The sequence below is a fragment of the Variovorax sp. P1_G12 genome, from assembly GCF_056405555.1.
On the sequence record NZ_JBFUBW010000007.1, the window covers coordinates 78690 to 101498 of the forward strand.

Annotated in this window: 21 protein-coding genes; 12 read left to right on the forward strand and 9 right to left on the reverse strand. The window is 66.7% G+C overall.

Annotation, left to right across the window (positions count from 1 at the left end; all coding sequences use genetic code 11):
• Positions 1-5: 5 nt before the first annotated feature.
• Complete coding sequence (locus AC1D2O_RS10045) at positions 6-986, reverse strand: ABC transporter permease (RefSeq protein WP_478090549.1); 981 nt, start codon at positions 984-986, stop codon at positions 6-8.
• A 162-nt stretch (positions 987-1148) separates the two neighbouring features.
• On the reverse strand, positions 1149-2468 hold the full coding sequence (locus AC1D2O_RS10050) for a porin (protein WP_478090548.1): 1320 nt from the start codon (positions 2466-2468) through the stop codon (positions 1149-1151).
• Between the two features lie 281 nt (positions 2469-2749).
• On the opposite strand from AC1D2O_RS10050, the gene coq7 reads away from it, so the two are divergent.
• The gene (gene coq7 / locus AC1D2O_RS10055; protein WP_478090547.1) at positions 2750-3379 is read left to right on the forward strand and encodes a 2-polyprenyl-3-methyl-6-methoxy-1,4-benzoquinone monooxygenase; all 630 of its coding nucleotides are present in this window, start codon (positions 2750-2752) and stop codon (positions 3377-3379) included.
• A gap of 125 nt (positions 3380-3504) precedes the next feature.
• On the opposite strand, the gene AC1D2O_RS10060 is transcribed toward coq7, so the two are convergent.
• Complete coding sequence (locus AC1D2O_RS10060; protein WP_478090546.1) at positions 3505-3957, reverse strand: OsmC family protein; 453 nt, start codon at positions 3955-3957, stop codon at positions 3505-3507.
• Between the two features lie 252 nt (positions 3958-4209).
• Here AC1D2O_RS10060 and ilvA point away from each other — a divergent pair, with 252 nt between their 5' ends.
• Positions 4210-5769, forward strand: coding sequence for a threonine ammonia-lyase, biosynthetic (ilvA, locus tag AC1D2O_RS10065; protein ID WP_478090545.1), 1560 nt, complete (start codon positions 4210-4212; stop codon positions 5767-5769).
• Between the two features lie 13 nt (positions 5770-5782).
• On the opposite strand, the gene AC1D2O_RS10070 is transcribed toward ilvA, so the two are convergent.
• Positions 5783-6388 (reverse strand): type II secretion system protein N, encoded by a 606-nt coding sequence (locus AC1D2O_RS10070; RefSeq protein ID WP_478156878.1) that lies wholly within the window; start codon positions 6386-6388, stop codon positions 5783-5785.
• A gap of 64 nt (positions 6389-6452) precedes the next feature.
• On the opposite strand from AC1D2O_RS10070, the gene gspG reads away from it, so the two are divergent.
• From gspG to gspE, 10 genes are all read left to right on the forward strand, one after another.
• Positions 6453-6893, forward strand: a complete 441-nt coding sequence (gene gspG / locus AC1D2O_RS10075; RefSeq protein WP_478090543.1) for a type II secretion system major pseudopilin GspG — start codon at positions 6453-6455, stop codon at positions 6891-6893.
• Positions 6868-7371 (forward strand): prepilin-type N-terminal cleavage/methylation domain-containing protein, encoded by a 504-nt coding sequence (locus tag AC1D2O_RS10080; protein ID WP_478156880.1) that lies wholly within the window; start codon positions 6868-6870, stop codon positions 7369-7371. The genes gspG and AC1D2O_RS10080 overlap by 26 nt, the downstream gene beginning before the upstream one ends.
• A complete protein-coding gene (gene gspI / locus AC1D2O_RS10085) occupies positions 7368-7727 on the forward strand; it encodes a type II secretion system minor pseudopilin GspI (protein WP_478089977.1) in 360 nt (119 codons plus the stop codon). The genes AC1D2O_RS10080 and gspI overlap by 4 nt, the downstream gene beginning before the upstream one ends.
• Complete coding sequence (locus AC1D2O_RS10090; RefSeq protein WP_478156882.1) at positions 7727-8371, forward strand: PulJ/GspJ family protein; 645 nt, start codon at positions 7727-7729, stop codon at positions 8369-8371. The genes gspI and AC1D2O_RS10090 overlap by 1 nt, the downstream gene beginning before the upstream one ends.
• Positions 8368-9450 carry a type II secretion system minor pseudopilin GspK gene (gspK, locus tag AC1D2O_RS10095; protein ID WP_478156884.1) on the forward strand — a complete coding sequence of 361 codons (1083 nt, stop codon included), beginning with the start codon at positions 8368-8370 and terminating at the stop codon, positions 9448-9450. Before AC1D2O_RS10090 ends, gspK begins: the two co-directional genes overlap by 4 nt.
• 141 nt (positions 9451-9591) lie before the next feature.
• Positions 9592-10794, forward strand: coding sequence for a type II secretion system protein GspL (gene gspL / locus AC1D2O_RS10100; RefSeq protein ID WP_478089974.1), 1203 nt, complete (start codon positions 9592-9594; stop codon positions 10792-10794).
• Entirely contained in the window at positions 10791-11342 is a 552-nt protein-coding gene (gene gspM / locus AC1D2O_RS10105; RefSeq protein ID WP_478089973.1) for a type II secretion system protein GspM, read from the forward strand. Before gspL ends, gspM begins: the two co-directional genes overlap by 4 nt.
• Positions 11343-11352: 10 nt before the next feature.
• Positions 11353-12147, forward strand: coding sequence for a type II secretion system protein N (gene gspN / locus AC1D2O_RS10110; protein ID WP_478089972.1), 795 nt, complete (start codon positions 11353-11355; stop codon positions 12145-12147).
• A gap of 2 nt (positions 12148-12149) precedes the next feature.
• Positions 12150-14432 carry a type II secretion system secretin GspD gene (gene gspD / locus AC1D2O_RS10115; RefSeq protein WP_478089971.1) on the forward strand — a complete coding sequence of 761 codons (2283 nt, stop codon included), beginning with the start codon at positions 12150-12152 and terminating at the stop codon, positions 14430-14432.
• Positions 14433-14445: 13 nt separating this feature from the next.
• Complete coding sequence (gene gspE / locus AC1D2O_RS10120; RefSeq protein WP_478089970.1) at positions 14446-15861, forward strand: type II secretion system ATPase GspE; 1416 nt, start codon at positions 14446-14448, stop codon at positions 15859-15861.
• A 21-nt stretch (positions 15862-15882) separates the two neighbouring features.
• On the opposite strand, the gene AC1D2O_RS10125 is transcribed toward gspE, so the two are convergent.
• The 5 genes from AC1D2O_RS10125 to AC1D2O_RS10145 are packed head-to-tail and all read right to left on the reverse strand — an operon-like array spanning position 15883 to position 22721.
• Positions 15883-16470, reverse strand: coding sequence for a glycerol-3-phosphate responsive antiterminator (locus AC1D2O_RS10125; RefSeq protein ID WP_478089969.1), 588 nt, complete (start codon positions 16468-16470; stop codon positions 15883-15885).
• Between the two features lie 10 nt (positions 16471-16480).
• Positions 16481-18031 (reverse strand): FAD-binding oxidoreductase, encoded by a 1551-nt coding sequence (locus AC1D2O_RS10130; protein WP_478089968.1) that lies wholly within the window; start codon positions 18029-18031, stop codon positions 16481-16483.
• On the reverse strand, positions 18032-19708 hold the full coding sequence (locus tag AC1D2O_RS10135; protein WP_478089967.1) for a glycerol-3-phosphate dehydrogenase/oxidase: 1677 nt from the start codon (positions 19706-19708) through the stop codon (positions 18032-18034).
• Positions 19705-21249, reverse strand: coding sequence for an FGGY family carbohydrate kinase (locus AC1D2O_RS10140; RefSeq protein WP_478156886.1), 1545 nt, complete (start codon positions 21247-21249; stop codon positions 19705-19707). Before AC1D2O_RS10140 ends, AC1D2O_RS10135 begins: the two co-directional genes overlap by 4 nt.
• Positions 21249-22721 (reverse strand): MFS transporter, encoded by a 1473-nt coding sequence (locus tag AC1D2O_RS10145; protein ID WP_478156888.1) that lies wholly within the window; start codon positions 22719-22721, stop codon positions 21249-21251. Before AC1D2O_RS10145 ends, AC1D2O_RS10140 begins: the two co-directional genes overlap by 1 nt.
• Positions 22722-22809 lie beyond the last annotated feature (88 nt).

Here is a 22809-nt window from a genome sequence, read left to right on the forward strand (position 1 = left end):
CACATCTAGTGACCTCCGGCGTTGCCGATCCGCAACCGCGGGTCGACCACGAAATAGAGCAGGTCGACCACGAGATTGATCGTCACGAAGATCAATGCGATCAGGCACAGGTAGGCCGCCATCACCGGGATGTCGGCGAAGGTCACGGCCTGGATGAACAAGAGCCCCATGCCGGGCCATTGGAAGACCGACTCGGTGATGATCGAGAAGGCGATCAACCCGCCCAATTGCAGTCCGGTAATGGTCATCACCGGCACCAGCGTGTTCTTGAGCGCGTGGCCGAAGTGAATCGCGCGGTCCGACAGGCCCCGCGCGCGCGCGAACTTGATGTAGTCGGCACGCAGCACCTCGAGCATTTCGGCGCGCACCAGCCGCATGATCAGTGTGAGCTGGAAGATCGCCAGCGTGATCGCCGGCAGCACGATGTGCATCCAGCCATCGGACGTCAGCAGGCCGCTGCTCCACCAGCCCAGTTGCACCGTCTCGCCGCGGCCGAAGCTCGGAAACCAGGCCAGGTGCACCGCGAACACCAGGATCAGCAGGATGCCGATCAGGAAGGTCGGCAGAGAGACGCCGAGCAATGACAGCGTCATGAACACCTGGCTCATGAAGCTGCCGCGCTTGAGCGCGGTGTAGACACCCATCGGAATGCCGATCGCGAGAGCGAGGACGGCCGCGACCAACGACAGCTCCAGCGTGGCCGGGAAGCGCTCGCCGATCAAGCGCGAGACCTTGGCGCCCTGACGCAGGCTGAGGCCGAACTCGCCTTGCGCGGCGTTGACGAGGAAGTGCCAGAACTGCACGAAGAAGGGCTTGTCGAGCCCCAGGGCGGAGCGAAGCTCGCGAACCTGCTCGGGCTTGGCATCCTGGCCCAGCAGGAAGACGACCGGATCACCCACGTACTGGAAGAGCAGGAAGGCGAAGAAGGCAACCGCGACCATGACGATCACGGCCTGGATCAGGCGGCGCAGTACGAAAGCAATCATTCAGCAAACGAAGTGTTCAACGATGCTAGCAGAGCAATCTGCGTGCCCATGCGGGGGTTCCCCGGGGGTGCGCAGCGCACTGCTGGAATGAAAAAAGCCACTCGACTTTCGTCGAGTGGCTTCTCAGACTTTCGATCGATGCTGGCTTACGCCAGCCTCAGATCAGAAAGCGTGACGGATACCGAAGTCGTAGCCCGTCGAGCTCTTCGGGATTCCGGTAACGATGGTGCTGCTCGACGAGAAGAAAGCCGGGCCGCCCAGCGTCAGGTCAGCACCGTCCTTGTTGCTGATGTACGCCACCGTTGCGTACAGGGCCGTACGCTTCGAGAGGTTGTGCACATAGCCCAGGGCCCACTTGTCCGACTTGGCATCGTTATTGAAACCGAGGAACGGATTGGCCGGGTTGATCAGGGTGCCGGTGTTCTGGTAGTTGACAGCCGAGTACGACATGCGGATCAGGCCAGGACCGACAGGAACGGTCGCGCCGAGCAGCCAGCCGTCAGCGCCAGGGTTACGCCAGCCGAACGGGTTGGTCACACCAGCGATGAAGCCCGTCGCGCTCTCTTGCTTGAGTTCGGCATTCGAGTATTCACCGAACACCTTGACCACGCCGAAGTCGTACGAAGCACCGAGGTTCCAGGTGTTCAGGTTGTTCGTGGTGCCTGCGTAGTAGTTCGACGCGATGGTGCTTTGGCCGTAGGCGATAGCAACGTCCAGGGGACCGTTGGCGTAGCCGACGCGACCACCACCGTAGCGGCCAGCACGCTCATTGCCAGGAACGAGCAGCAGCGCGGGGTTGTTCACGACCGCCAGCGAGCCGGGAGGGGTCAGGCCGGCCGGATCGTAGCTGGTCTTCTCGTTGAACGAGTACATCACCTGGCCATAGAAACCACCCAGGTTCGGCGGCAGGAAGTAGCCGACGGAGTTGCTGGCGCGAACGTAGTTTTGGTTCGCGGTGAAGCCACCCGTGCGGGCGCCGTTGCTGCTGAAACCGTTGGCGGTCGAGATCAGGTTGGTGCCCACGCCGTTGGTGCCGAACGGATCGAACACGGTGTCGTTCCAGAACGTCGGGGTGTAGTCACGACCGAGGCGGACTTCACCGAAGGCGCCGGACAGGCTGACGGTCGAACGACGGTTGAAGTTCAGGCCGCCACCGGTTGCAGCACCGGTGCCGTCATCGTTGTTCATGCCGGCTTCGAGCCAGAAGCTGGCAGCCAGGCCACCACCGAGGTCTTCCGTACCACGGAAGCCCAGACGGCTGGAGTTGTAGCCCGAGTTGGTCAGCTGCGTCTTGCTGGTCGTGACGCTCTGGGTGCCGAAGATGGGCACGCCATTGACGTTGCCCAGGAACACCGGCTGGTCCGTCTTGTTCGAGATGCCGTTGATCGTGGCGTCGACCACACCGAACAGGGTGACGGACGACTGAGCCGAGGCAATACCGGCAACAGCCAGAGCAGCCAGGGCAACTAGAGATTTTTTCATTGCAAGTTTCTCCAAGGTTAAACATAGGGCTCCGGTGCGAAGGGCTCACTGTGACTGGCACTTAGTGCTCCCACCGGACCCCGGGCCAACCTCCTTTTGGGAAGTTGTCGCTATTGCACCAGAGCCGCTTCATCAGGGCAAAACAATTCGCCCGAAAACGCGGCCGGGCGCAGCGTTTCGTTGCAGCGGTGCAACAAAGCTCTCGCACCCCTCCTCGTCTCACGATGCAAAAATTTCGACCGGAAACATGTGACACTTCGTACATCGGTTCCAATCGCGTCATGAACCGATCGCTTGACTCCGTCCTGGCAGTGGCAGACGCGGCGCTGCGCACCATGTTCGCCAAGCCGCATCCCACGCGGACGGCACCCCCTCCCGCCACGCCACCGGGCTCGCTGAGCGAGGCCGAGCGGCACGAAGCCGGCGCCCTGATGCGGGTCAACCATGTGGGGGAGGTTTGCGCGCAGGCCTTGTATACCGCGCAGGCAGCGGTCACACGGGATCCCGCCCTGCGGCGGCATTTCAACGAGGCCGCCCGCGAAGAAACCGACCACCTGGCCTGGACCCAGCAGCGGCTCGACGACCTGGGCAGCCATGCGTCGGTACTGAATCCGGTCTGGTACCTGGGCGCCTTCGGGCTGGGCCTGCTGGCGGGCCGGCTCGGCGACGCGACCAGCCTCGGCTTCGTCGCGGAGACCGAACGCCAGGTCGAGGCCCATCTGGATGGTCACCTCGACCGCCTGCCGGCCGGCGACACCGCCTCCCGGGCGGTGATCCAGCAGATGAAGCTCGACGAAGCCCGCCATGCCGCACAAGCCTGGAGCGCCGGTGCCAGAGAGCTCCCGGCACCCGCCAAGGCCCTCATGCGGATGGCGTCCCGCGTCATGACCACCGTGGCCCATAGGGTCTAGCTCGCCCCCAGGTTGGCTCACTTCGTGTAGCCGCCCACCCCCTGCCGGGGGCAACACCAGCGGCCCGGCGAAGCCGGTTCCGCGGTGTCTCCCCAACAGGCCTGGCTGCGCCGGCCGCGTGTGCCTCAGCCCAGTTCCACGAGGTCGAAGCTGGTGGTGATCTGGGCCGTCTTGCCCAACATGATGGTGGCCGAGCAATAGGTGTCGTGGCTCAGCGCGATCGCGCGCTCCACCGCGGCGGCCGGGATGCCTTTGCCGGCCACGGTGAAGTGCATGTGGATCTTGGTGAATACTTTCGGATCCTTTTCGGCCCGCTCACTGGTCAGCTTGACGCTGCAGCGCTCGACCTGGTGCCGCCCGCGCTTCAGGATCAGCACCACGTCGTAGGCGGTGCAGCCACCGGTGCCGGCCAGCACGGTCTCCATCGGCCGGGCCGCCAGGTTCTGGCCGCCGTTCTCGGGCTTGGCGGCATCCTGCGCGCCGTCCATCATCAGGACATGGCCGCTTCCGGTCTCGGCAACGAAGCCCATCGCCGACCGCGTGCCGGCATTGCCGGTCCAACTCACTGTGCATTCCATGATTCCAGGCCTCCAGAAGCCGCGGCAGAGGTCAAAACCCCTCCGCAGCGTGATTTAGTGTTCGAAAAGCGCAACTCGCGTGTTGCATTGCAGCAATCAACCGATATACTTTATTTCATCGCACATCGACACATGTGCACCGGTTGTCTCCTCCACCCTCCCAATTGGTGGATTTAGCCCCGAGCCGCAAGGCCCGGGGCTTTTTTCTTGGGCCCCGTGCGGCACGTGGCCGAGGCCTATGATCGCGGCCCTATGTCCACGCCTTCATCTTCCGCGCCCCTCACCCCCGCCGACTACCTCAAGAAGATCCTGACCGCGCGCGTCTACGACGTGGCCGTGGAATCGGCCCTCGAACCCGCTCGCGCCCTGAGCGCCAGGCTGGGCAACACGGTGCTGCTCAAGCGCGAAGACCAGCAGCCGGTCTTCAGCTTCAAGCTGCGCGGCGCCTACAACAAGATGGCGCACCTGAGCGCCGAGCAGCTCGCGAGCGGCGTGATCTGCGCGTCGGCGGGCAACCATGCACAGGGCGTCGCCCTGGGCGCCCACAAGCTCGGGGCGCGGGCCGTGGTGGTGATGCCGGTGACCACGCCGCAGCTCAAGATCGACGCCGTGCGGGCGCTCGGCGGCGAGGTGCACCTGCACGGCGACAGCTATTCGGACGCCTACGGCTATGCGCTCGAACAGCAGAAGCTGCATGGGTTCACCTTCGTCCACCCGTTCGACGACCCGGACGTGATCGCCGGCCAGGGCACGATCGCGATGGAGATGCTGCGCCAGCACCAAGGCCGGCTTGACGCGGTGTTCGTCGCCATCGGCGGCGGCGGCCTGATCTCGGGCGTGGCCAACTACATCAAGGCGGTGCGACCCGAGATCAAGGTGATCGGCGTGCAGATGAACGACTCGGACGCGATGATTCAATCGGTCGCCGCCCACCAGCGCGTGACGCTGCCCGATGTCGGCCTGTTCTCCGACGGCACCGCGGTCAAGCTGGTCGGCGAGGAGACCTTCCGCATCTCGAGCGAACTGGTGGACGAATTCATCACGGTCGACACCGACGCGGTCTGCGCAGGCATCAAGGACGTCTTCATCGACACGCGCAGCATCGTCGAGCCGGCCGGTGCGCTCGCGGTGGCGGCGATCAAGCAGTATGTCGAAGCCCGCGGCACCCGCGGCGAGACCTATGCCGCGATCCTCTGCGGTGCCAACATGAATTTCGACCGGCTGCGCTTCGTGGCCGAACGGGCCGAGGTCGGCGAGGAGCGCGAGGCGCTGTTCGCCGTGACCATTCCCGAGGAGCGCGGCAGCTTCCGCCGCTTCTGCGAGCTGATCGGACAGCTGCCGGGCGCCTCGCGCAACGTGACCGAGTTCAACTACCGCATCAGCGATTCGAAGGAGGCCCACGTGTTCGTCGGCCTGACCACGACCACGCGCGGCGAATCGAAGACCATCGCCGACACTTTCGAGGCGCACGGCTTCGGCGCCATCGACCTCACGCACGACGAACTCGCGAAGGAGCACATCCGCCACATGGTCGGCGGCCGCTCCGGGCTCGCGCACGAAGAGCGGCTGCTGCGCTTTGTCTTCCCCGAGCGGCCCGGGGCGCTGTTGAAGTTCCTGAGCCTGCTGCGGCCGAACTGGAACATCAGCCTGTTCCACTACCGCAACCAGGGCGCCGACTACGGGCGCATCCTGGTCGGGCTGCAGGTGCCTGCGGCCGAGCATCAGGCCTTCGACGATTTTCTGCTCACCCTCGGATATCCCTTCGTCGAGGAGACCGGCAACCCGGTTTACAAACTGTTTCTGCAGGCCTGAGGCCGGCGGCGTCTCAGCTCGGCGGCGCGGCGGGTGCGGTCACGGGCGGCGTGGGCGGCGTGGGCGGCGCATTCACGGGCGGCGGGGGCGGCGTGAGCGGCGCCACGACCGGCGCCATCATCGGCGGGAGGCCGGTCGGGGGCAGTGGCGCCGGCGGGGTCATCACGGCCAGGGGCTTGGTGGGCAGTTGCAGGGTGAACGCAGGCGCCGAGTCCCGGCTGGCGCCCAGCGTGACCGCGCGGCGGTCCAGGGACTGCAGCACGTAGCCTTCGGCGACCGGATAGCCGACCCGGAACGGCCGGGCCGGCTTGCCGTCGACAGCGATCAATGCGGCACCCTTCTGGTCGGCATCGGCCACCACGCCGAGCAGCACGAAGCGGCTCGCGGCATCGGGCTGTACGGCGGCTGCGGCGCGGGTCGGCACGGCGCCCAGCACCTGCGCCACCGCAGCGGGATCGACCTCGGCCGGCGCGGTGCTCGCCACGGCCGGCGGCGCCACGGCACCTGAGGGCGCTGCGAGCCTCAGGCCCCAGAACACGACGCTCGCCGCCGCCAGCGCCCACAGAGCGGTCGTGGCACCGGCCACAGGCCAACGGCTGGTTACAAAGGGAACTGACATCACCCCGGATTATCATTCAGTGAATACGGCCAGTTCCGTACCCCCGCTCCCCTTACACGCCTTCATGCCCAATTTCCACCGTTCTTCCGTCCGCGTCGTGCAGCGCGGCTTCACCCTGATCGAACTGATGGTCGTGCTGGTCATCATCGGCGTGCTCGCAGCGCTGATCGTGCCGAACGTCATCGAGCGGGCCGACGATGCCCGCGTGACCGCCGCCAAGACCGACGTCAACAACCTGATGCAGGCGCTCAAGCTGTACCGGCTCGACAACCAGCGCTATCCGACCTCCGAGCAGGGCCTGCAGTCCCTGCTGACCCGCCCGACCAGCGGCCCGGCGGCGCCCAACTGGAAGCCCTATGTCGAGAAACTGCCGAACGACCCCTGGGGCCGGCCCTACCAATACCTGAATCCGGGCGTCAAGGGCGAGATCGACGTGTTTTCGCTCGGCGCCGACGGCGAGCCCGGTGGCGAAGGCAAGAATGCCGACATCGGCAGCTGGCAGTAAGGTCCGCTGCCGCCCACCCGCCCCCGCCCGTACCAAGACCGGCGGCTTCACGCTGCTCGAGCTGCTGGTGGTGATCGCGATCATCGCGCTGGCCACGGCCGGCGTCGGGCTTTCGCTGCGGGATTCGGGCCAGGCCAGCCTGGACCGGGAAGCCGAACGGCTCGCGGCCTTGCTCGAATCTGCCCGCGCACAGTCGCGCGCCAGCGGCATGGCGGTGCGCTGGCGGCTCACGCCCGAGGGGCCGGGCAACTTCAGCTTCGATGGCCTGCCGCCGGGCTCGCTGCCGACCGGCTGGCTGGCCGAGGGCATCACGGCCCAGGCGGTCGGCGCCAACGGCAGGGCCGCGGGCGCCCTGCAGCTGGGGCCCGATCCGATCATCGCGGCGCAGCAGGTCGTGCTCAGCACCGAGGGACCGCCGAGCCGCAGCCTGCGCATCGGCACCGATGGATTGCGACCGTTCGCGGTCGTTTCGCCGTGAAGCGGCAGCGCGGCTTCACCCTGATCGAGGTGCTGGTGGCGCTCGGCATCGTCGCGATCGCGTTGATGGCCGGCACCCAGGCCACCATGGCGCTGACGCGCAACGCGCAGCGCCAGTCGGATGCGATGCTGGCGCAGATCTGCGCCGAGAACGAATTGATCAAGGCACGGCTGGCGCGCCAGTTGCCGGCGGTGGGCGATGCCAGCCTGATCTGCGCCCAGGCCAACCAGAGCTTCGGCGTGACGGTCTCGACGACGCCGACGCTGAACCCGAATTTCCGCCGCGTCGACGTCCAGGTGCGCGATGCCGACGAGGCGCCGGTGCTGCGGCTGTCGACCGTGGTGGGGCGTTACTGATGCGCCGGACCCGCGGCTTCACGCTGATTGAACTGCTGGTCGCGATCGCGGCCATGGCGCTGTTGGCGCTGATGAGCTGGCGCGGACTCGACGCCATGGGGCGCGCGCAGTCGCAGAACCGCGAGCGGGGCGATGCGGTGCTGACGCTGCAGACCACGTTGGCCCAGTGGGGCGCCGACCTCGACGCGATGGTGGCGCTTTCGCAGACCTCGCCGATCGACTGGGATGGCCGCGTGCTGCGCCTGACCCGGCGCAGCACCGACAGCGCGACGCCGGTGGTCTACGTGGTCGCCTGGACCCTGCGCCCCGACGCCGCCGGCGGCAGCCACTGGCGGCGCTGGCAGTCACCGGGCTTCACGACGCGCGCGGAGTGGCAGCAGGCCTGGGCCGGTGCCGGTAGCTGGGCTTCTGATGGCAGCTCTGCCATCGGCGCCGACGTCGACCTGATTCCGCTCGACAGCTGGCAACTCTCGTACTTCCGCAACAACGCCTGGGGCCCGGCCGTGGGCGCCGCCGCGCTCGGCGCCAGCACGCCGCTGCCCGACGGCGTGCGCCTGGTCCTGAGTCTGCCGCCCGGACCGGCGCTGACCGGCCTGGTCACGCGCGATTGGATGAGGCCGTCAGTGACGGTGTCCAAGTCATGACCCGCCATCGCTTCGCCCGCCAGGCCGGTGCCGCGCTGCTGACCGCCATGCTGACCGTGACCCTGGTCGCGACCTTCGCCGCGGCGGCGCTCTGGCAGCAATGGCGCTCGGCCGAGATCGAGGCCGCCGAGCGGGCGCGGGCACAGGCTGGCCTGGTGCTGATCGGCGCCCTCGACTGGTCGCGGCTGATCCTGCGCGAGGATGCCCGCGCCGCCGGCGCCAGCGGCGGTGCCGACCATCTCGCCGAGCCCTGGGCCGTGCCGCTCGAGGAGGCAAAGCTGACCACCTTCCTGACGGCCGAGAAGAACATCGCCAGCGATGCGCTCGAGGGCTTGCCCGAGGCTTTTCTCTCGGGCCGCATCACCGATGCCCAATCCAAGCTCAACGTGCTGAACCTGGTGAACGGCGGCAAGCCGGTCGCCGCCTCGGTGGCGAGCTTCACCAAGCTGTTCCAACTGCTGAATCTGCCGGCGGGGGAAGTCGCGCAACTGACCCAGAACCTGCAGCAGGCCCTGCCCGCGAACGCCAGCGTGCCGGACCCGGCCAACACGCCGGCAGCCGGGTTACCCCCCAGCACGACCGGCAACACCAACGCAAACACAGGCAGCGGAGCGCCCCCCGATTCGGGCGCCGCACCCGCCGACGCGCCGCTGGTTCCGCAGCGCACCGCGCAACTGGTGTGGCTCGGGCTCTCGCCTGCCACCGTGGCGGCACTGGAGCCCTATGTCACGGTGCTGCCGGTGCGCACGCCGCTCAATCTCAACACCGCCAGCGCCGAAGCCATCTTCGCGAGCCTGCCCTCGCTCGACCTGGCGGGCGCCAAGCGACTGGTCGAATCCCGCACACGAAGCTATTTCAAGACCGTGGCTGACGCCAATTTGCTGATCCCGCAAAGCTCGGACAAGTTCGCGTCAGAGCAGTACAGCGTGTCGACCCGATTCTTCGAAGTGCAAGCGCGGCTGCGCATCGACAAGACCTGGGTCGAAGAACAAACCCTGCTGCAGCGCGACAACCTCGACGTTCGGATGGTGTGGCGCGAGCGTGGCGCCGGCGCGACGCCCTCGGGGGCCAAACCGTGACGCCGCGGGCTTCGTCGCGGCGATCAGGTAAAGATAAGCGGAGCGCCCGTTCTACCTGAGCGAGGTGCTATTAAATTTGTAGCAGACACTGCAACCTTCTCCCTACAATAGCAATCCTTCTCTTTTCTCCATGGCCTGGCCTTGCTGCTTGTAACTATTCCTCTCGCCTCCGGTTCGGCCACAGCCGAATACGGCTGGGCGGTCTGGTCCAGCGACGGCCGCAAGCTGCGTTCCCAGGGCAGCGCGCCGCCGTCGCTGTTGCCCAGCAGCGATGAAGTCATCCTCGGCGTGCCGGCCGCGGCGCTGTCGTGGCACCAGGTCACGCTGCCGCAGGGCAGCATGAGCGGCGCGGCGCGCCTGCGCTCGGTGCTCGGCGGCCTGCTCGAGGACCGCTTGCTCGACGAGCCCGAATCGCTGCACTTCGCGCTCGAACCCGATGCCCGCGTCGCCGTGCCGGTCTGGGTCGCAGTCTGCAACCGCGTCTGGCTGCGCAGCGCGGTGCAGGCGCTGGAATCGGCCGGTCGCAGGGTCACGCGGATCATTCCCGAATTCACGCCCCAAGCCGCCGGCGAGCCCTCGATACTGTTCGCCATCGGCGAGCCGGACGCCGCCCAGTGCGTCGTCTGCGGCGTCGACGGCGTCGCCATACTGTCGCTCGACAGCGCCGGCGTCGCGCTCGCCGGCACGCTGCCTGCCGCCAGCACCGTGCTGACCGAGCCCGCCGTGGCGGAACTGGCCGAAAGCGTGTTCGGACAACAGGTACCGATCGTCATGCCGGCCGAGCGCTGGTTGCAGGCCAGCGCCTCGGCCTGGGACCTGGCCCAGTTCGACCTGGCCTCGACCGGCCGGGCCCGCGCGAGCAAGAAGCTCGCCGCCGTGTCGCGCGCGCTGTGGTACGGACGCCAGTGGCGCGCCGCGCGCGTCGGCGCGCTGGTGCTGGTGCTGGCCCAGCTGGTCGGGCTCAATGCCTGGGCCTGGAAGGAGCGCAATGCCCTGGACGCCAAGCACGCGGCCGTGCGCAGCCTGCTGACACAGACCTTCCCCTCGGTGAAGCTGGTGATCGACGCGCCGTTGCAGATGGCGCGCGAAGTGGCGGCCCTGCAGCAGGCCACTGGCGGCGTCGTCACGGCAGACTTCGAACCGATGCTCGGCGCCCTGGCAGCGAGCCTCCCGCCGGGCAGGGTTCCGACCGCCATCGACTTCAGTGCCGGCCAGCTGCGGCTGCGCGGACTCGGTCTGCCGGCGGCCGAATTCGCCAGCCTGAAGACCGCCCTCTCGTCACGCGGCTACAGCGCGCGCAGCGAGGGCGATCTGCTGCTGGTACAGGCGGAGGCGGCGCGATGAAATGGGCCGAAGCGCTCAAGGCACGCTGGCAGGCCTGGTGGCCCGAGCTCGGATCGCGCGAGCAGCGGCTGGTCCTGATCGGCATCGCGCTGGTGGCGCTCGCCGTCCTCTGGTGGGTGGCGCTGGCGCCCGCGCTGCGCGTGCTGTCTGCCGCGCCGGCCGAGCATGCGCAGCTCGATGCGCAACTGCAACAGATGCGCCAGCTCCAGGCCCAGGCCAAGGCCCTGCAGGCGCAGCCACGCACCAGCCGGGAAGACGCGTTGCGCGGACTCGAGACCTCGGTCGGGCAGACTCTCGGGCCGAACGCCCAGTTGCAGGCGGCGGGTGCCGGCGAGGGCGTGACGGTTGCGCTGCGCGCCGTGCCCGCCGATGCCCTGGCCCAGTGGTTCGCCCAGGCACGCAGCAATGCCCGCGCCGTGCCGCGCGAGGCGCATCTGACGCGCAGCGGTCCGAACACCGCTGCGACACCCGCAGCGTCCGCGGCAAAGGCCGAAGCCCCCCGCGCGCGCTGGGACGGCACCCTCGTCATGGGCCTGCCGGCCCGCTGAACGCCGCCCGATGGTCACGACGCCACCCGATTCCGCCCTCAGTTCCGGCTGGCGTTGGGCCGCCGTCGGGACGCTGATCGGCGTTGCCTTCGCGCTCTCGGCGTTCGCGCCGGCGCGCTGGCTGGCCGCCGGCCTGGCGCAGTGGAGCAACGGCCACCTGCAGCTCGTCAATGCGCGCGGCACGGTCTGGAACGGCACCGCCGGCGTGGTGTTCTCGAGCGGCGCGAGCGGTGCCGAAGCGATCTCGCTGCCTGGCATGCTGGCCTGGACGCTGCGGCCGCGCTGGGACGGCATCGCCGCCGCGCTCGACCTGCCCTGCTGCGCGGCGAAGCCGCTCGAACTGCGCGGCCGCCCGCGGCCCGATGGCCTCGAGCTCGACTGGAGCAACGGTCAGTCGCGTTGGCCCGCCGCGCTGCTGACCGGCTTCGGCGCACCCTGGAACACGCTCAAGCTCGACGGCGTGCTCGACCTGTCGATGCAAGATTTCGTGCTGCGCTGGAGCGGTCCGAAGCTGATGCTGGCCGGCCGCGCGACCCTCGACGCCACCGACCTCTCCTCCAGCCTGTCGACCCTGAAGCCGATGGGCAGCTACCGACTGGCCCTCGAAGGGGGGCCAGCGCCGACCCTGCTGCTGACCACCCGCGAAGGCAGCCTGCAACTCAGCGGCAGCGGCCGCTGGAGCGGCACCTCACTGCGTTTCGACGGCGAGGCCAGCGCCGCGCCGGGACGGGAAGACGTGCTTTCGAACTTGTTGAACATCATCGGGCGGCGCGACGGCGCACGCTCGCTCATCACATTGGGTTGACCATGAAGCCAACGTCTTCGTACGGCCTCCGCATCGGAACCATTGCGCTCGCAGCGCAGTTGCTGATCGCGGCCTGCATTCCTTCCGCCTTCGCACAGGACGCCTCGGCGCCCGTGCGCGGCGAACCGATCACCCTGAACTTCAGCAATGCCGAGATCGAATCGGTGGCGCGCACGATGGCAGTGGTCACCGGTCGCGACGTGGTGGTCGACCCCCGCGTCAAGGGCACGATCACGCTGCAGACCGACCGCGCGATCTCGCCGGCCGCGGCCTTCAACCAGTTCGCCTCGGCGCTGCGGCTGCAGGGCTTCGCGATCGTGCAATCCGAAGGGCTCTACAAGGTGGTGCCCGAAGCCGATGCCAAGCTGCAGAGCAACACGGTGACCACCTCGACGCCGACCACCTCCAGCGTCACAGGCAACCAGATCATCACCCAGGTCTTCAAGCTCAACTACGAGTCGGCCAACAACCTGCTGCCGGTGCTGCGCCCGCTGATCGCGCCGAACAACACGATCAACGTGAACCCAGGCAACAACTCGCTGGTGATCACCGACTACGCCGAGAACATGCGCCGGCTGGCGCGCATCGTGGCGGCGCTCGACGTGCCGAATGCCTCCGACATCGAGGTGATCCAGCTCAAGTACTCGATCGCCAGCGACATGGCGCCATTGGTGACGCGGCTGCTCGAAGGCGGCGGCAGTGCGACGACCACCGGCGCCGGGGTGCCGGGCCAGGCCGATGCGTCCTTTCGCACCACGCTGCTCGCCGAGCCACGCGGCAACGCGATCATCCTGCGGGCCGCCAATCCGGCGCGTGCCCAGCTGGCGCGCACGCTGATCGACAAGCTCGACCGCCCTCCCATCGACACCGGCAACGGCGCGGCCGGCAACGTGTATGTGGTCTACCTCAAAAACGCCGATGCGGTGAGGCTGGCGACGACACTTCGTGCGGCGATATCGGCCGACGCGCGCGGCGGCGCCGGCTCCGGCGCAGCAGGCACCCCGGGCCAGGGCCCTGCACAGGCAGCGGCGCAGCTCGGGACCCAGCAGAACGCCGGGGCGAGCGCCGCAGCGACCACGCCCGTCAACAACGCGAACCAGCCATCGACCGGCGGCCAGATCCAGGCTGACCCGTCGACCAACTCGCTGATCATCACGGCCTCGGAGCCGCAGTACCGCCAGATTCGCGCCGTGATCGACAAACTCGACGGTCGACGCGCGCAGGTCATGATCGAGGCGCTGATCGTCGAAGCCACCGCCACGAAGGCTGCGGAATTCGGTGTTCAATGGCAGTCGGCGATCGGAAACAATGGCGTCATCGGCACCAACTCCAGCCTGGGCGGGGTCGGCACGAATATCCTGGCACTCACCGCCGCCCTGGCGGCAAAAAATCCGGCGGCGCTGGTCGGGCTGGGAAGCGGCCTCAACATCGGCGTCGGAAAAAAATACGGCAGCGGCTACGTGTTGAATGCGATCGCCAACTTCTTCAGCAGCGACGCCGATGCCAATCTGCTCTCGACGCCCAACCTTCTGACCCTGGACAACGAGGAAGCCAAGATCGTCATCGGCCAGAACGTCCCGTTCATCACCGGCTCGTTCTCCAACCCCGGGGCCGCCGGCGGGCAGAACCCGTTCACGACCATCGAACGCAAGGACGTGGGTCTGACGCTTCGCGTGCGCCCGCAGATCAATGAAAACGGCACCATCAAGATGACGGTGTTCCAGGAAACCTCCACGGTCCAGGCGGGGACCGAAAACAACGCCAACGGCCCGACCACCAACAAGCGAGCGATCGAATCCAGCGTGCTGGTCGAGGACGGCGGCCTGGTCATGCTGGGCGGCCTGCTGTCGGACAACTACAGCAACAACATCGAGAAGATTCCGCTGGCCGGCGACATCCCGGTGCTGGGCAATCTCTTCAAGAACGAAACCCGAAAACGGGAAAAAGTGAACTTGATGATGTTCCTGCGGCCGGTCGTGATGCGCGACGCGGCCACGACCGCCCAAGTCACCAACGAACGCTATGACAACATGCGGTCCCTGCAGCAGCAGCTGCAGCCCGACGACAACATAATGCTGAACAACGTGAACTCAGCGCCGATCATCCCGGAGCTGCCGCCCCCGGCGCCGCCCCTGGGCCAGAGCAGGAGCGACGGGCGCCCGCCGCTGCAGGGCACCTCGCTGATTCCGCCGCCCGCGCTGCCGGTTCAGCGGCTTGCGCCGTCGGCGCTCAAGGGCGCATTGCCGCCGACGGCGGATCCGTCGACCTGGCGCGAACTGCCGTAGCGACTGCATGCCGATGCGCTATCCCCTGCCCTATGCCTTCGCCCGCGGCCAGCAACTGCTGCTGGAAGAAGCCGACGACGGCGCCCTGACGCTCTGGATGCCCAGGGTGCCGCCGCGCAGCGCGCTCGGCGAGGTGCTGCGCAAGTACCAGGTCAAGGCCTTCGAACCGCTGCCGCCCGAGCAGCTCGCGCAGCGCATCAGCGCGGCCTATGCCAAGGGCGAATCGAATGCCGCCGCCGTGGTCAGCGAGGTGCAGGGCGATGCCGACCTCTCGCGCATGATGCAGGAGCTGCCGGCGGTCGAGGACTTGCTCGAATCGGCCGGCGACGCGCCGATCATCCGGATGCTGAATGCCTTGCTGACGCAGGCCGCACGCGACGGCGCCAGCGACATCCACATCGAGCCCTACGAACGGACCTCGTCCGTGCGCTTTCGCATCGACGGCACGCTGCGCGAGGTGGTGCAGCCGAACCGCGCACTTCACGCCGCGCTGATCTCGCGGCTGAAGATCATGGCCGACCTCGACATCGCCGAGAAGCGGCTGCCGCAGGACGGCCGCATCAGCCTGCGGATCGGTACCCGCGCGGTCGACGTGCGGGTCTCGACCCTGCCCTCGGCACACGGCGAACGCGCCGTGCTGCGGCTCCTGGACAAATCGGAAAGCAAGCTCACGCTCGAATCGGTGGGCATGCAGGGCGACACCCTGGCGCGCTTCGAGCACCTGATCGGCCAGCCGCACGGAATCATCCTGGTGACCGGCCCGACCGGCTCGGGCAAGACCACCACGCTGTATGCCGCGCTGAGCCGGCTCGATGCCAGCAGCAGCAACATCATGACGGTCGAGGACCCGATCGAGTACGAGTTGCACGGCGTCGGCCAGACCCAGGTCAATGCCAAGATCGACCTGACCTTCGCCAAGGCGCTGCGCGCGATCCTGCGGCAGGACCCGGACGTGATCATGATCGGCGAGATCCGCGACTTCGAGACCGCGCAGATCGCGATCCAGGCCTCGCTCACCGGTCACCTGGTGCTGGCCACGCTGCACACCAACGACTCCGTCAGCGCCGTGACGCGACTGACCGACATGGGGGTCGAGCCCTTCCTGCTGAGCTCGTCGCTGCTGGGCGTGCTGGCCCAGCGGCTGGTGCGCAAACTGTGCCCGGTGTGTTCGCCGGCCGCCGGCCACGAGGCCCAGCCGGTCGGCTGCGATGCCTGCGGCCAGACCGGCTACCAGGGCCGCACCGGCATCTTCGAACTGCTGGTGGCCGACGAGACGGTGCAGTCGCTGATCCACAACCGCGCGCCCGAGAGCCAGCTTTTCGTCGCTGCCGAACGCGGCGGCCTGCGCTCGATGCGCGAGGACGGCGAGCGCCTGGTCCAGGCCGGCATCAGCTCGCGCGCCGAGTTGCTTCGCGTGACGAGGGATTAGCGCCCGCAGGCACAAACGGAGTCAACCGGCGATGACGGCCTTGGTGTCGAGGTTCCATATCGCGGCGTCGCTCGTCGAAACAGCCACTGCCCCGGCTGCCAGCGCGCTGCGAACATCATTCAGGCTGCCGACGAAACCCGATGCCACGATGGGCGGCAGCGCATTGCGCTCCTTGGCGGAAATGTGCGACAGCATCGGTGCCGGCATGAGCTGAACGAGATTCGGATCGCTCTGCGCGAGCGCCTTGACGCTTCGTGGCCAAGTCGATCGGTCAGTGACAAATACCTTTTGCATCGTGAGAAGACCCGCCCGGTTGGCCCGCTGTATGGTCGCGATGCGGGTGGAAACCAGGCTGGTCGCGCCAATATCGGCCAAGTACTCGACGCCGCCCTTGTCCTGCGAAATGCCATCGCAACTGTCGATGTTCACGATACAGATTTTGTCGGCACGAGTGATAGCCGCCACCACGCCGTGCAGCTTGCGCAGTTCCACGTTCGCAACGATGGCGATCTCGGTGGCACTGTCGATGAAGGCGTCGATCTGCTCCGCCCCATAGAGCGTCGCGATGATCGGATGCCGCGCAAGGCGCGCGCCAAGGGAGCGGTCCATTCGATGAAACTCAGTCTTCGGTATCGGGCAGCTTGTCGCTCAGACCGAGCTTGCCGGGGTTCAGGATGTTCTTCGGATCGAGTGTGCGTTTGAGGGCCTGGAGAACAGGGAATGCGCTGCCCAGCGATTCAGCCATATATGGCGCCCGCAGCAAACCGATGCCATGGTGATGGCTCAATGCGGCATTGTGGCGCACCAGCACCGCATTCGCGGCGTCCCAAGCCTGACGATACCAGCGCGCGCGGTTCTCGACTTCCACCTCGCCGCGTAGCGAGAAGTAGAGGCAGGCGCCGTCCACGTAAGCGTGCGACTGGTGCGCGGAGCCCGCCAGCGTGCCGGGCACCGCGTTGATCGCCGCAACGACCTCGTCATAGATGGCAGGCAGGTCGCTCCAGCGGCCACTCATCTCCAGCGTGTCGGCCACGAAGCCGGGGCTGCGCTTGAAGCCCTCGGCGCTCTTGCCTGTGAGGTAGCGCGTGTCGAGCCAGCGCTCGAAGATAGCCGGGCCGTCGAGCGTGCGGCCCAACTCCTTGCAGACGCGTTCGCTGATGGCCATGACCGCATCCACCATCTCGGGTGCGCCCTCGTCGGCAATCAGCAGCACATGCGTGTCGTCGAGATTGAACTGCACTCGGCTTTCGAGTGCGTCATAGAGCCGCAGCGCTGCCGGGTTGGCCCCGCGCTGCATGATCTCCCGACAGGCTTCGAGGCCAATGGCGAAGCTGTCGAAGCCGTAGGCGATGGCTCGGCCGAAATCCGGCAGGCGATGCAGCTTCAGCCGCACGCGGACGATCACGCCGAGGGTGCCTTCTGATCCGATGAAGAGCTGCTGCAGGTCAGAGCCCACAGCCGCTCGCGAGTAGCCACCCACCGTGACGAGGCTGCCGTCGGCGAGCACCACGTCCATGCCAAACACCATGTCCTCTATCTTTCCGTAACGGGTGGACAACTGACCCGCGCCACGGCAGGCGACCCAGCCACCGACGGTGCTGATGCCGAAGGATGAGGGCCAGTGGCCCATCGTCATGCCATGCTCGCGTTGGATGAGTTCCTCGAAGACATCGCCGAACATGCCGGCCTCCACCTCCACGATCTGACTCCCGGCGTCGAAGCCGATGAACCTGTTCAGCTCGCACACGTCCAGCACGATGCCGCCGCGTACCGGCAGCGCCGCGCCTGTCACGTTGCTGCGACCGGCCGAGACGGTGACGGGAATCGAGGCTGCATTGGCAATGCGCATGACCGCCTGGATCTGGTCGACCGTTGAGACTCGCACGATCACGGCCTGCGGCGTCGCGGGCTTGCCTCCGGTTTCCGAGACCATCGAGCCGGCCCACCAGTCCCGCGTCCACACCACCACACTGCCAGTGTCGGTAAGCACTTCGTCGGCGACGTTGCAGAGCGCATCGATGTACGTCGAGGCCACTGCGACGGGCGCCCGTTGCAAGCCGGGCGGGCCGTCCGTGTCCGTGATCGTCTTGGCATAGGCCGGCGGCGTGTGGGCGCCGACAACGTAGTTGCGGCGGTTGTAGCCGCGTTGAATTGCGTCTTTGCTGATCATCTACTTCTCTCCCATAAGAATGGATTTTTCGTGCTCGATCGCGGCGCGGTAACTCGCTACTTGTTGCGCCGCGTCCGCGGGGGACAAGCCGAGTTCGGCCTGAATGATTTCGCCGACCCGCTCCGCTGCGCGGCCCGAGGCGTCGCGCGCCATCAGCCGCCCACGGATGCGCCGCGACAACACGTCATCGACGGTGCAAGCGAGTTCGTGCCGCACCGCATAAACGACTTCCGCCTCGCAATACGGCAGGCCTTCGACAATGGGGCGGAGCAGGCTCGTGTCCTCATGAAGAAGGTCAGTGACGAAGCGTGCTTCGGTGCCGTAGCGCTCACCCAGGTGCGCCGAGAGGCCACCCGAAGCCATGATCGCCTGGGCGTCGTAGCCGGCCGCCCCGAGAAGGTAGGCCGACTTGGTCGTGCAGGCGTTGCGCTTGCCGATCACTTTCTGGGCTGCATCAATGGTCTGCTCGGCCATGTGCCGCGAAGTGGTGAGCTTGCCACCGACGATGGTCACGAGGCCGTCAGCCGCCACGCGAATCTCGTGGTTACGCTTTATCTCCAGCGTCTTCCCGCCCGGCGGCGCGACCAACGGCCTGCACCCGGCGATGCTGCCGACCACATCTTCCGCTCGAAGGTCGGTCTTCAGTGCGGACCGGGCACCGTCAAGCAGGAAGTCGAGTTCCTCGCGCGTGCAGTGCACGTCGTCGAGATTGCCCTGATAGTCTTCGTCGGTCGTGCCGAGGTAGGAGACGTTGCCCCAGCGCGTGATGGTTGCGCGCCGGTTGCGGCCTGGTACCGGTATGGTCACGGTGCAGTCATTCCGGATCTTCAACCAGGGAATGGCCACGTGCACGCCCTTCGCGGGTCGGATGTTCATCGTTGGCGCGTCGTTCTTCTTGCGGCCGTCCCAATCGCGCAGCCAGACCCCGGTGGCCATGATGACGACGCCTGCGCGTGCGCGGATCTCGCGGCGATCAGCTTGGACGATCACGCCGTCGACCTTGCCTTGGGCATCACGGCTGATGTCAACGGCTTTCGAATGATTGAGGACAACGGCGCCATGGAAAGCGGCCGTTCGCGCGATGTTCAATGTCAGCCGCGCGTCGTCCACCCGTGCGTCGAAGTACATGAAGCCGCCCGTCAGGTGCTCTTCCTTGAAGGTGGGGCAATGAGACAGGACCTCTGCCTTGGTCAGCTTCTGGTGAAGGATGCCTTCGCGCCAGCCGCCCGCGATGTCGTAGGTCCACAGCAAGCTCTCGAATGCCTTGGCCAGGCGCTTGTCGAAGACGCCTTCGCGCTCCATGACAGGAAAGAGAAACGGCAGGCGCTGCACCAGGTGCCTGGCGTTGCGGCGCAGGCGCTGGCGCTCCAGCAACGAGTGGCGCACCAGGCCCAGATTGCCCTGTTCGATGTAGCGCAGGCCTCCGTGGACCATCTTCGAGGACTTCGACGAGGTGCCGAAGGCGAAGTCATCCTTCTCGACCATTGCCACGCGATAGCCCCGCAAGCTGGCATCCAGTGCCGCATAGGCGCCGGTCACGCCGCCGCCGATGATCACGATGTCGAAGTGCTCGTCAGCGAGCCGTGTGAGCTGATCCTGCCGATTCAGCCGCAGTGGTTCGGTGGTTGTCATCGCGGCCCGGTCCTTGCCGGACCACAGGGATGGCAGAACCATCATCTTGGTAACTCTCCAGCTGTAGCGTTCTTGAAATTTCGGACGTGCGCGAGTTCCGAGGCCACTCGGGCGTGCCACAGGCTGCGCCGAGCGCTGCGTTCTTCAGGCTCGATCGCGGGCTCGAACACGGCCTCGGTGGTCAGCGTGGCGCGGGCCTCCTGCAGCGAATCCCACAGGAGACCGGACGAACCGGCAAGAAATGCAATGCCGCGCAGGCTGGCCCGCTCGGTTTCCTTGATGCGCCGCACCGGCATGCCGGTCAGGTCGGCCTGTATCTGCAGCAGGGCGGAACTGCCCGCGAGGCCGCCGCCCACGACCAACTCGGACACCTTGACCCCGGAAACTGCCTGGTTCGATTGGATGCACGACGCCACCGAATGCGCGATGCCTTCGAGGATGGCCCGGGCGACTTCGGCACGTGTGGTCGCCATCGAGATGCCAGTCAGCGACGCACGCGCGCCGGGCTCCATGGCAGGGACGCGCAGGCCGGTCAGCGTTGGAACAAAGGTGACATCGCGAGATGAACTGACGGTCGCGGCCATGGCGCTGATCTGCTCGGCGTTGTCGAACCATTGCAGTTTCTCGCAGACCCAGTTCAACGCGGAGCCGGTCGTTGCCACATAGGTCTCCACCGCGAAATGCGAAACGCCGTGCGCACGCCGCGCTGTCATGGTGAGGGTGCCGTCATGCTGGCCTGCATGGACAGGCAGCACGGGTCCGGTGATCACGTCGACGAAGCTGCCTGTGCCGTGGACGCACATGGCCTGCTCGCGGTCGAGGCAGCCCAGGCCGATGGCGCCCGCATGCTGATCGCCGGCACAAGCGAGGATGGGCACGTCGATGCCGAGCAGCTCGGTGCGAGTGCGGCCGAAGTCATCCGCGTCTTCACGCAGTTCGGGAAGCAGCTCTCGAGGAAAGCCGAGCGCATCGATCCAGTCCGACTGGTAGCGGTGTTCGGCCATGACGTAGGCGTTGCCGGAGGTCACGTTGGTCGGCGTCGTCACACAGGCGCGCTGCGTCGAGAGGTGCCACAGCAACCAGCTGTCGACGGTTCCGAAGGCGAGGCGGCGCTCCTTGAGGGCGCGGGCAACCGGCTCGGTCTCGCGCATGTGGTGTGTGGCCCAGAGGTAGGGCGAACGCACCCCGACCGGCCGGCCGATCTGCTCCTTCAGGAGCTTGTCCCAGGCGGGTGCAAGCTGATCCAGTTCACTGACGTAGCGGGTGTCCTGCCACACCATGACCGGCACCAGTGCGCGGCCGGTGCCGGTGTCCCAGAGCACGGCCGAACAACGCTGCGTCGCAATGGCCAGCGCGACAATGCGTTGCCGTTCCGATCGGGCACGCGCGATAGTGGCGCGGCAGACCTCGATGGTCTTGTCGAGGATCGCGTTGGCGTCCTGCTCAACCACGCCGGAGCGCGGCGTGTCGACCCGCAGCGGCGCGTACTCGAGGCATGAGACGTGACCGTCGCGTCCGACGATGGCCGCTCGCGTCCCCGAGGTGCCCTCGTCGATGCAGAGGATCACATCCTGAATGGTCGTCATCAGTTCACTCTCCCCGCGGCCAGTTGCGGCGATTCGGCATTCGATTGCTTGTCCTCGTCGAACTGAGGTGCATCGGGTTCGTTGTCCGGGTTGATGGTGGTGCGCGTCGGGTCCCAGCGGATCGCAAAGCAGATGACGCTTGCGACCAGCGGCACGACCGCGAGAATGAGGAAGGTATGTTCGAGGCCGTACTTCTCCCGGAACAGCGGAAAGACCAGCAAGCCGAGCGCCGCGCCGATCGAGCCCAGCGCGCCGATGATGCCGTTGGCTCCCGCACGCAATTCGCTGCGGAACGAGAGTGACGACAGGCTCTTGCCGTTCGCGCCGGGACCGCCCGAATGAAAGAGGATGAAGAGCGAAGGAACGATCACGGCCAGCCACAGCGGCATGCGACCGTGGAACAGGCCGAGCGTCAGCAGCATAAGGAACACCATGGCGAATCCAAAGGCCGAAGCGCGGCGCAAGCCCAGTTTGCGGCCGATCCATGGCGACAGGAAGCCGCCGAAGATGCCGAAGACATTGAAGGCGAGCGCGCCGATGGTGGCTTGAGCGAAGTCCTTGCCGAACAGCGTTGCGCTGATCAACGGCAGGTACCAGCCCACTGCGAAATACTGGATCGACTGACCGATCTGCACCGTCGCCGCGAGGATCGTGCGAGGCAGGTAGGCGCCGCGAAAGATCAGCAGGACGTTGGCTGCACCGCGACGGGCCTGGTTGATGACCGGAATGCGCTCGTGCTTCGGCGCGGCTACGAAAAGCTCGCCGTAGATGCGGCTCATGGCGCGCGCGGCTTCGTCGAGTCGCTCCTTTCGCGCGAGCCAGATGGGGCTCTCGACCAGCAGCGCGAGTTGCAGCGCGAGGATCGTGACGCCAAAAACTGCAGTGGCAGCCACGGAATAGCGCCAGATCGAATCGCCTACATCYCAGGAGTAGAACAGCAGCGCCAGAAGGAGATTGGTGCAGACCGCCGCGTACCACATGCCCTGCCAGGTGTTGAGCCGGCTCTTCAGCTTTGCGGGTGTGAATTCCGCTAGCACGGCCATGGCAATCGCGAAGTCGATGCCGTAGGCGGCGCCGACGAAGAAGCGGCCGACCAGGATCATCTCGAAGCTGGGAGCGAACACCACCAGCACGGCGCCAACCACAGCAAGGAACTTGGCGAGCACGAGCGGGCGGATGCGCCCCCAGCGGTCCGCCATCCAGCCGCCAACCGGGTTGAAGACGATGGCCACCCAGGAGGCGAACGAAGTCATCAACGCCACCTGACCGGCGGTGAGATGAAGGTCGCGCGTCATAGGCCCGAGGCCAGCGCTCAGCGCGGAATTGGAAAAGGCGTCGAGGAACAATCCGCCCAGCGCCAACCACCAGATGGTGGAAGCTCGGCCTACGATGCCCTGGCGTGAGTCCAGGTAGGCGATGACATCGTCGATGCCACGGATCTTGATCGCGTTGGGTTGCACAGTTGTCTCCATTGGAATAATCCGCAAGAGAACGATGCAAACCTTACAGGCGCGACAAAGCCATCTCACAGATGGTCTTGAAATCTGAACCTGTGCGCAA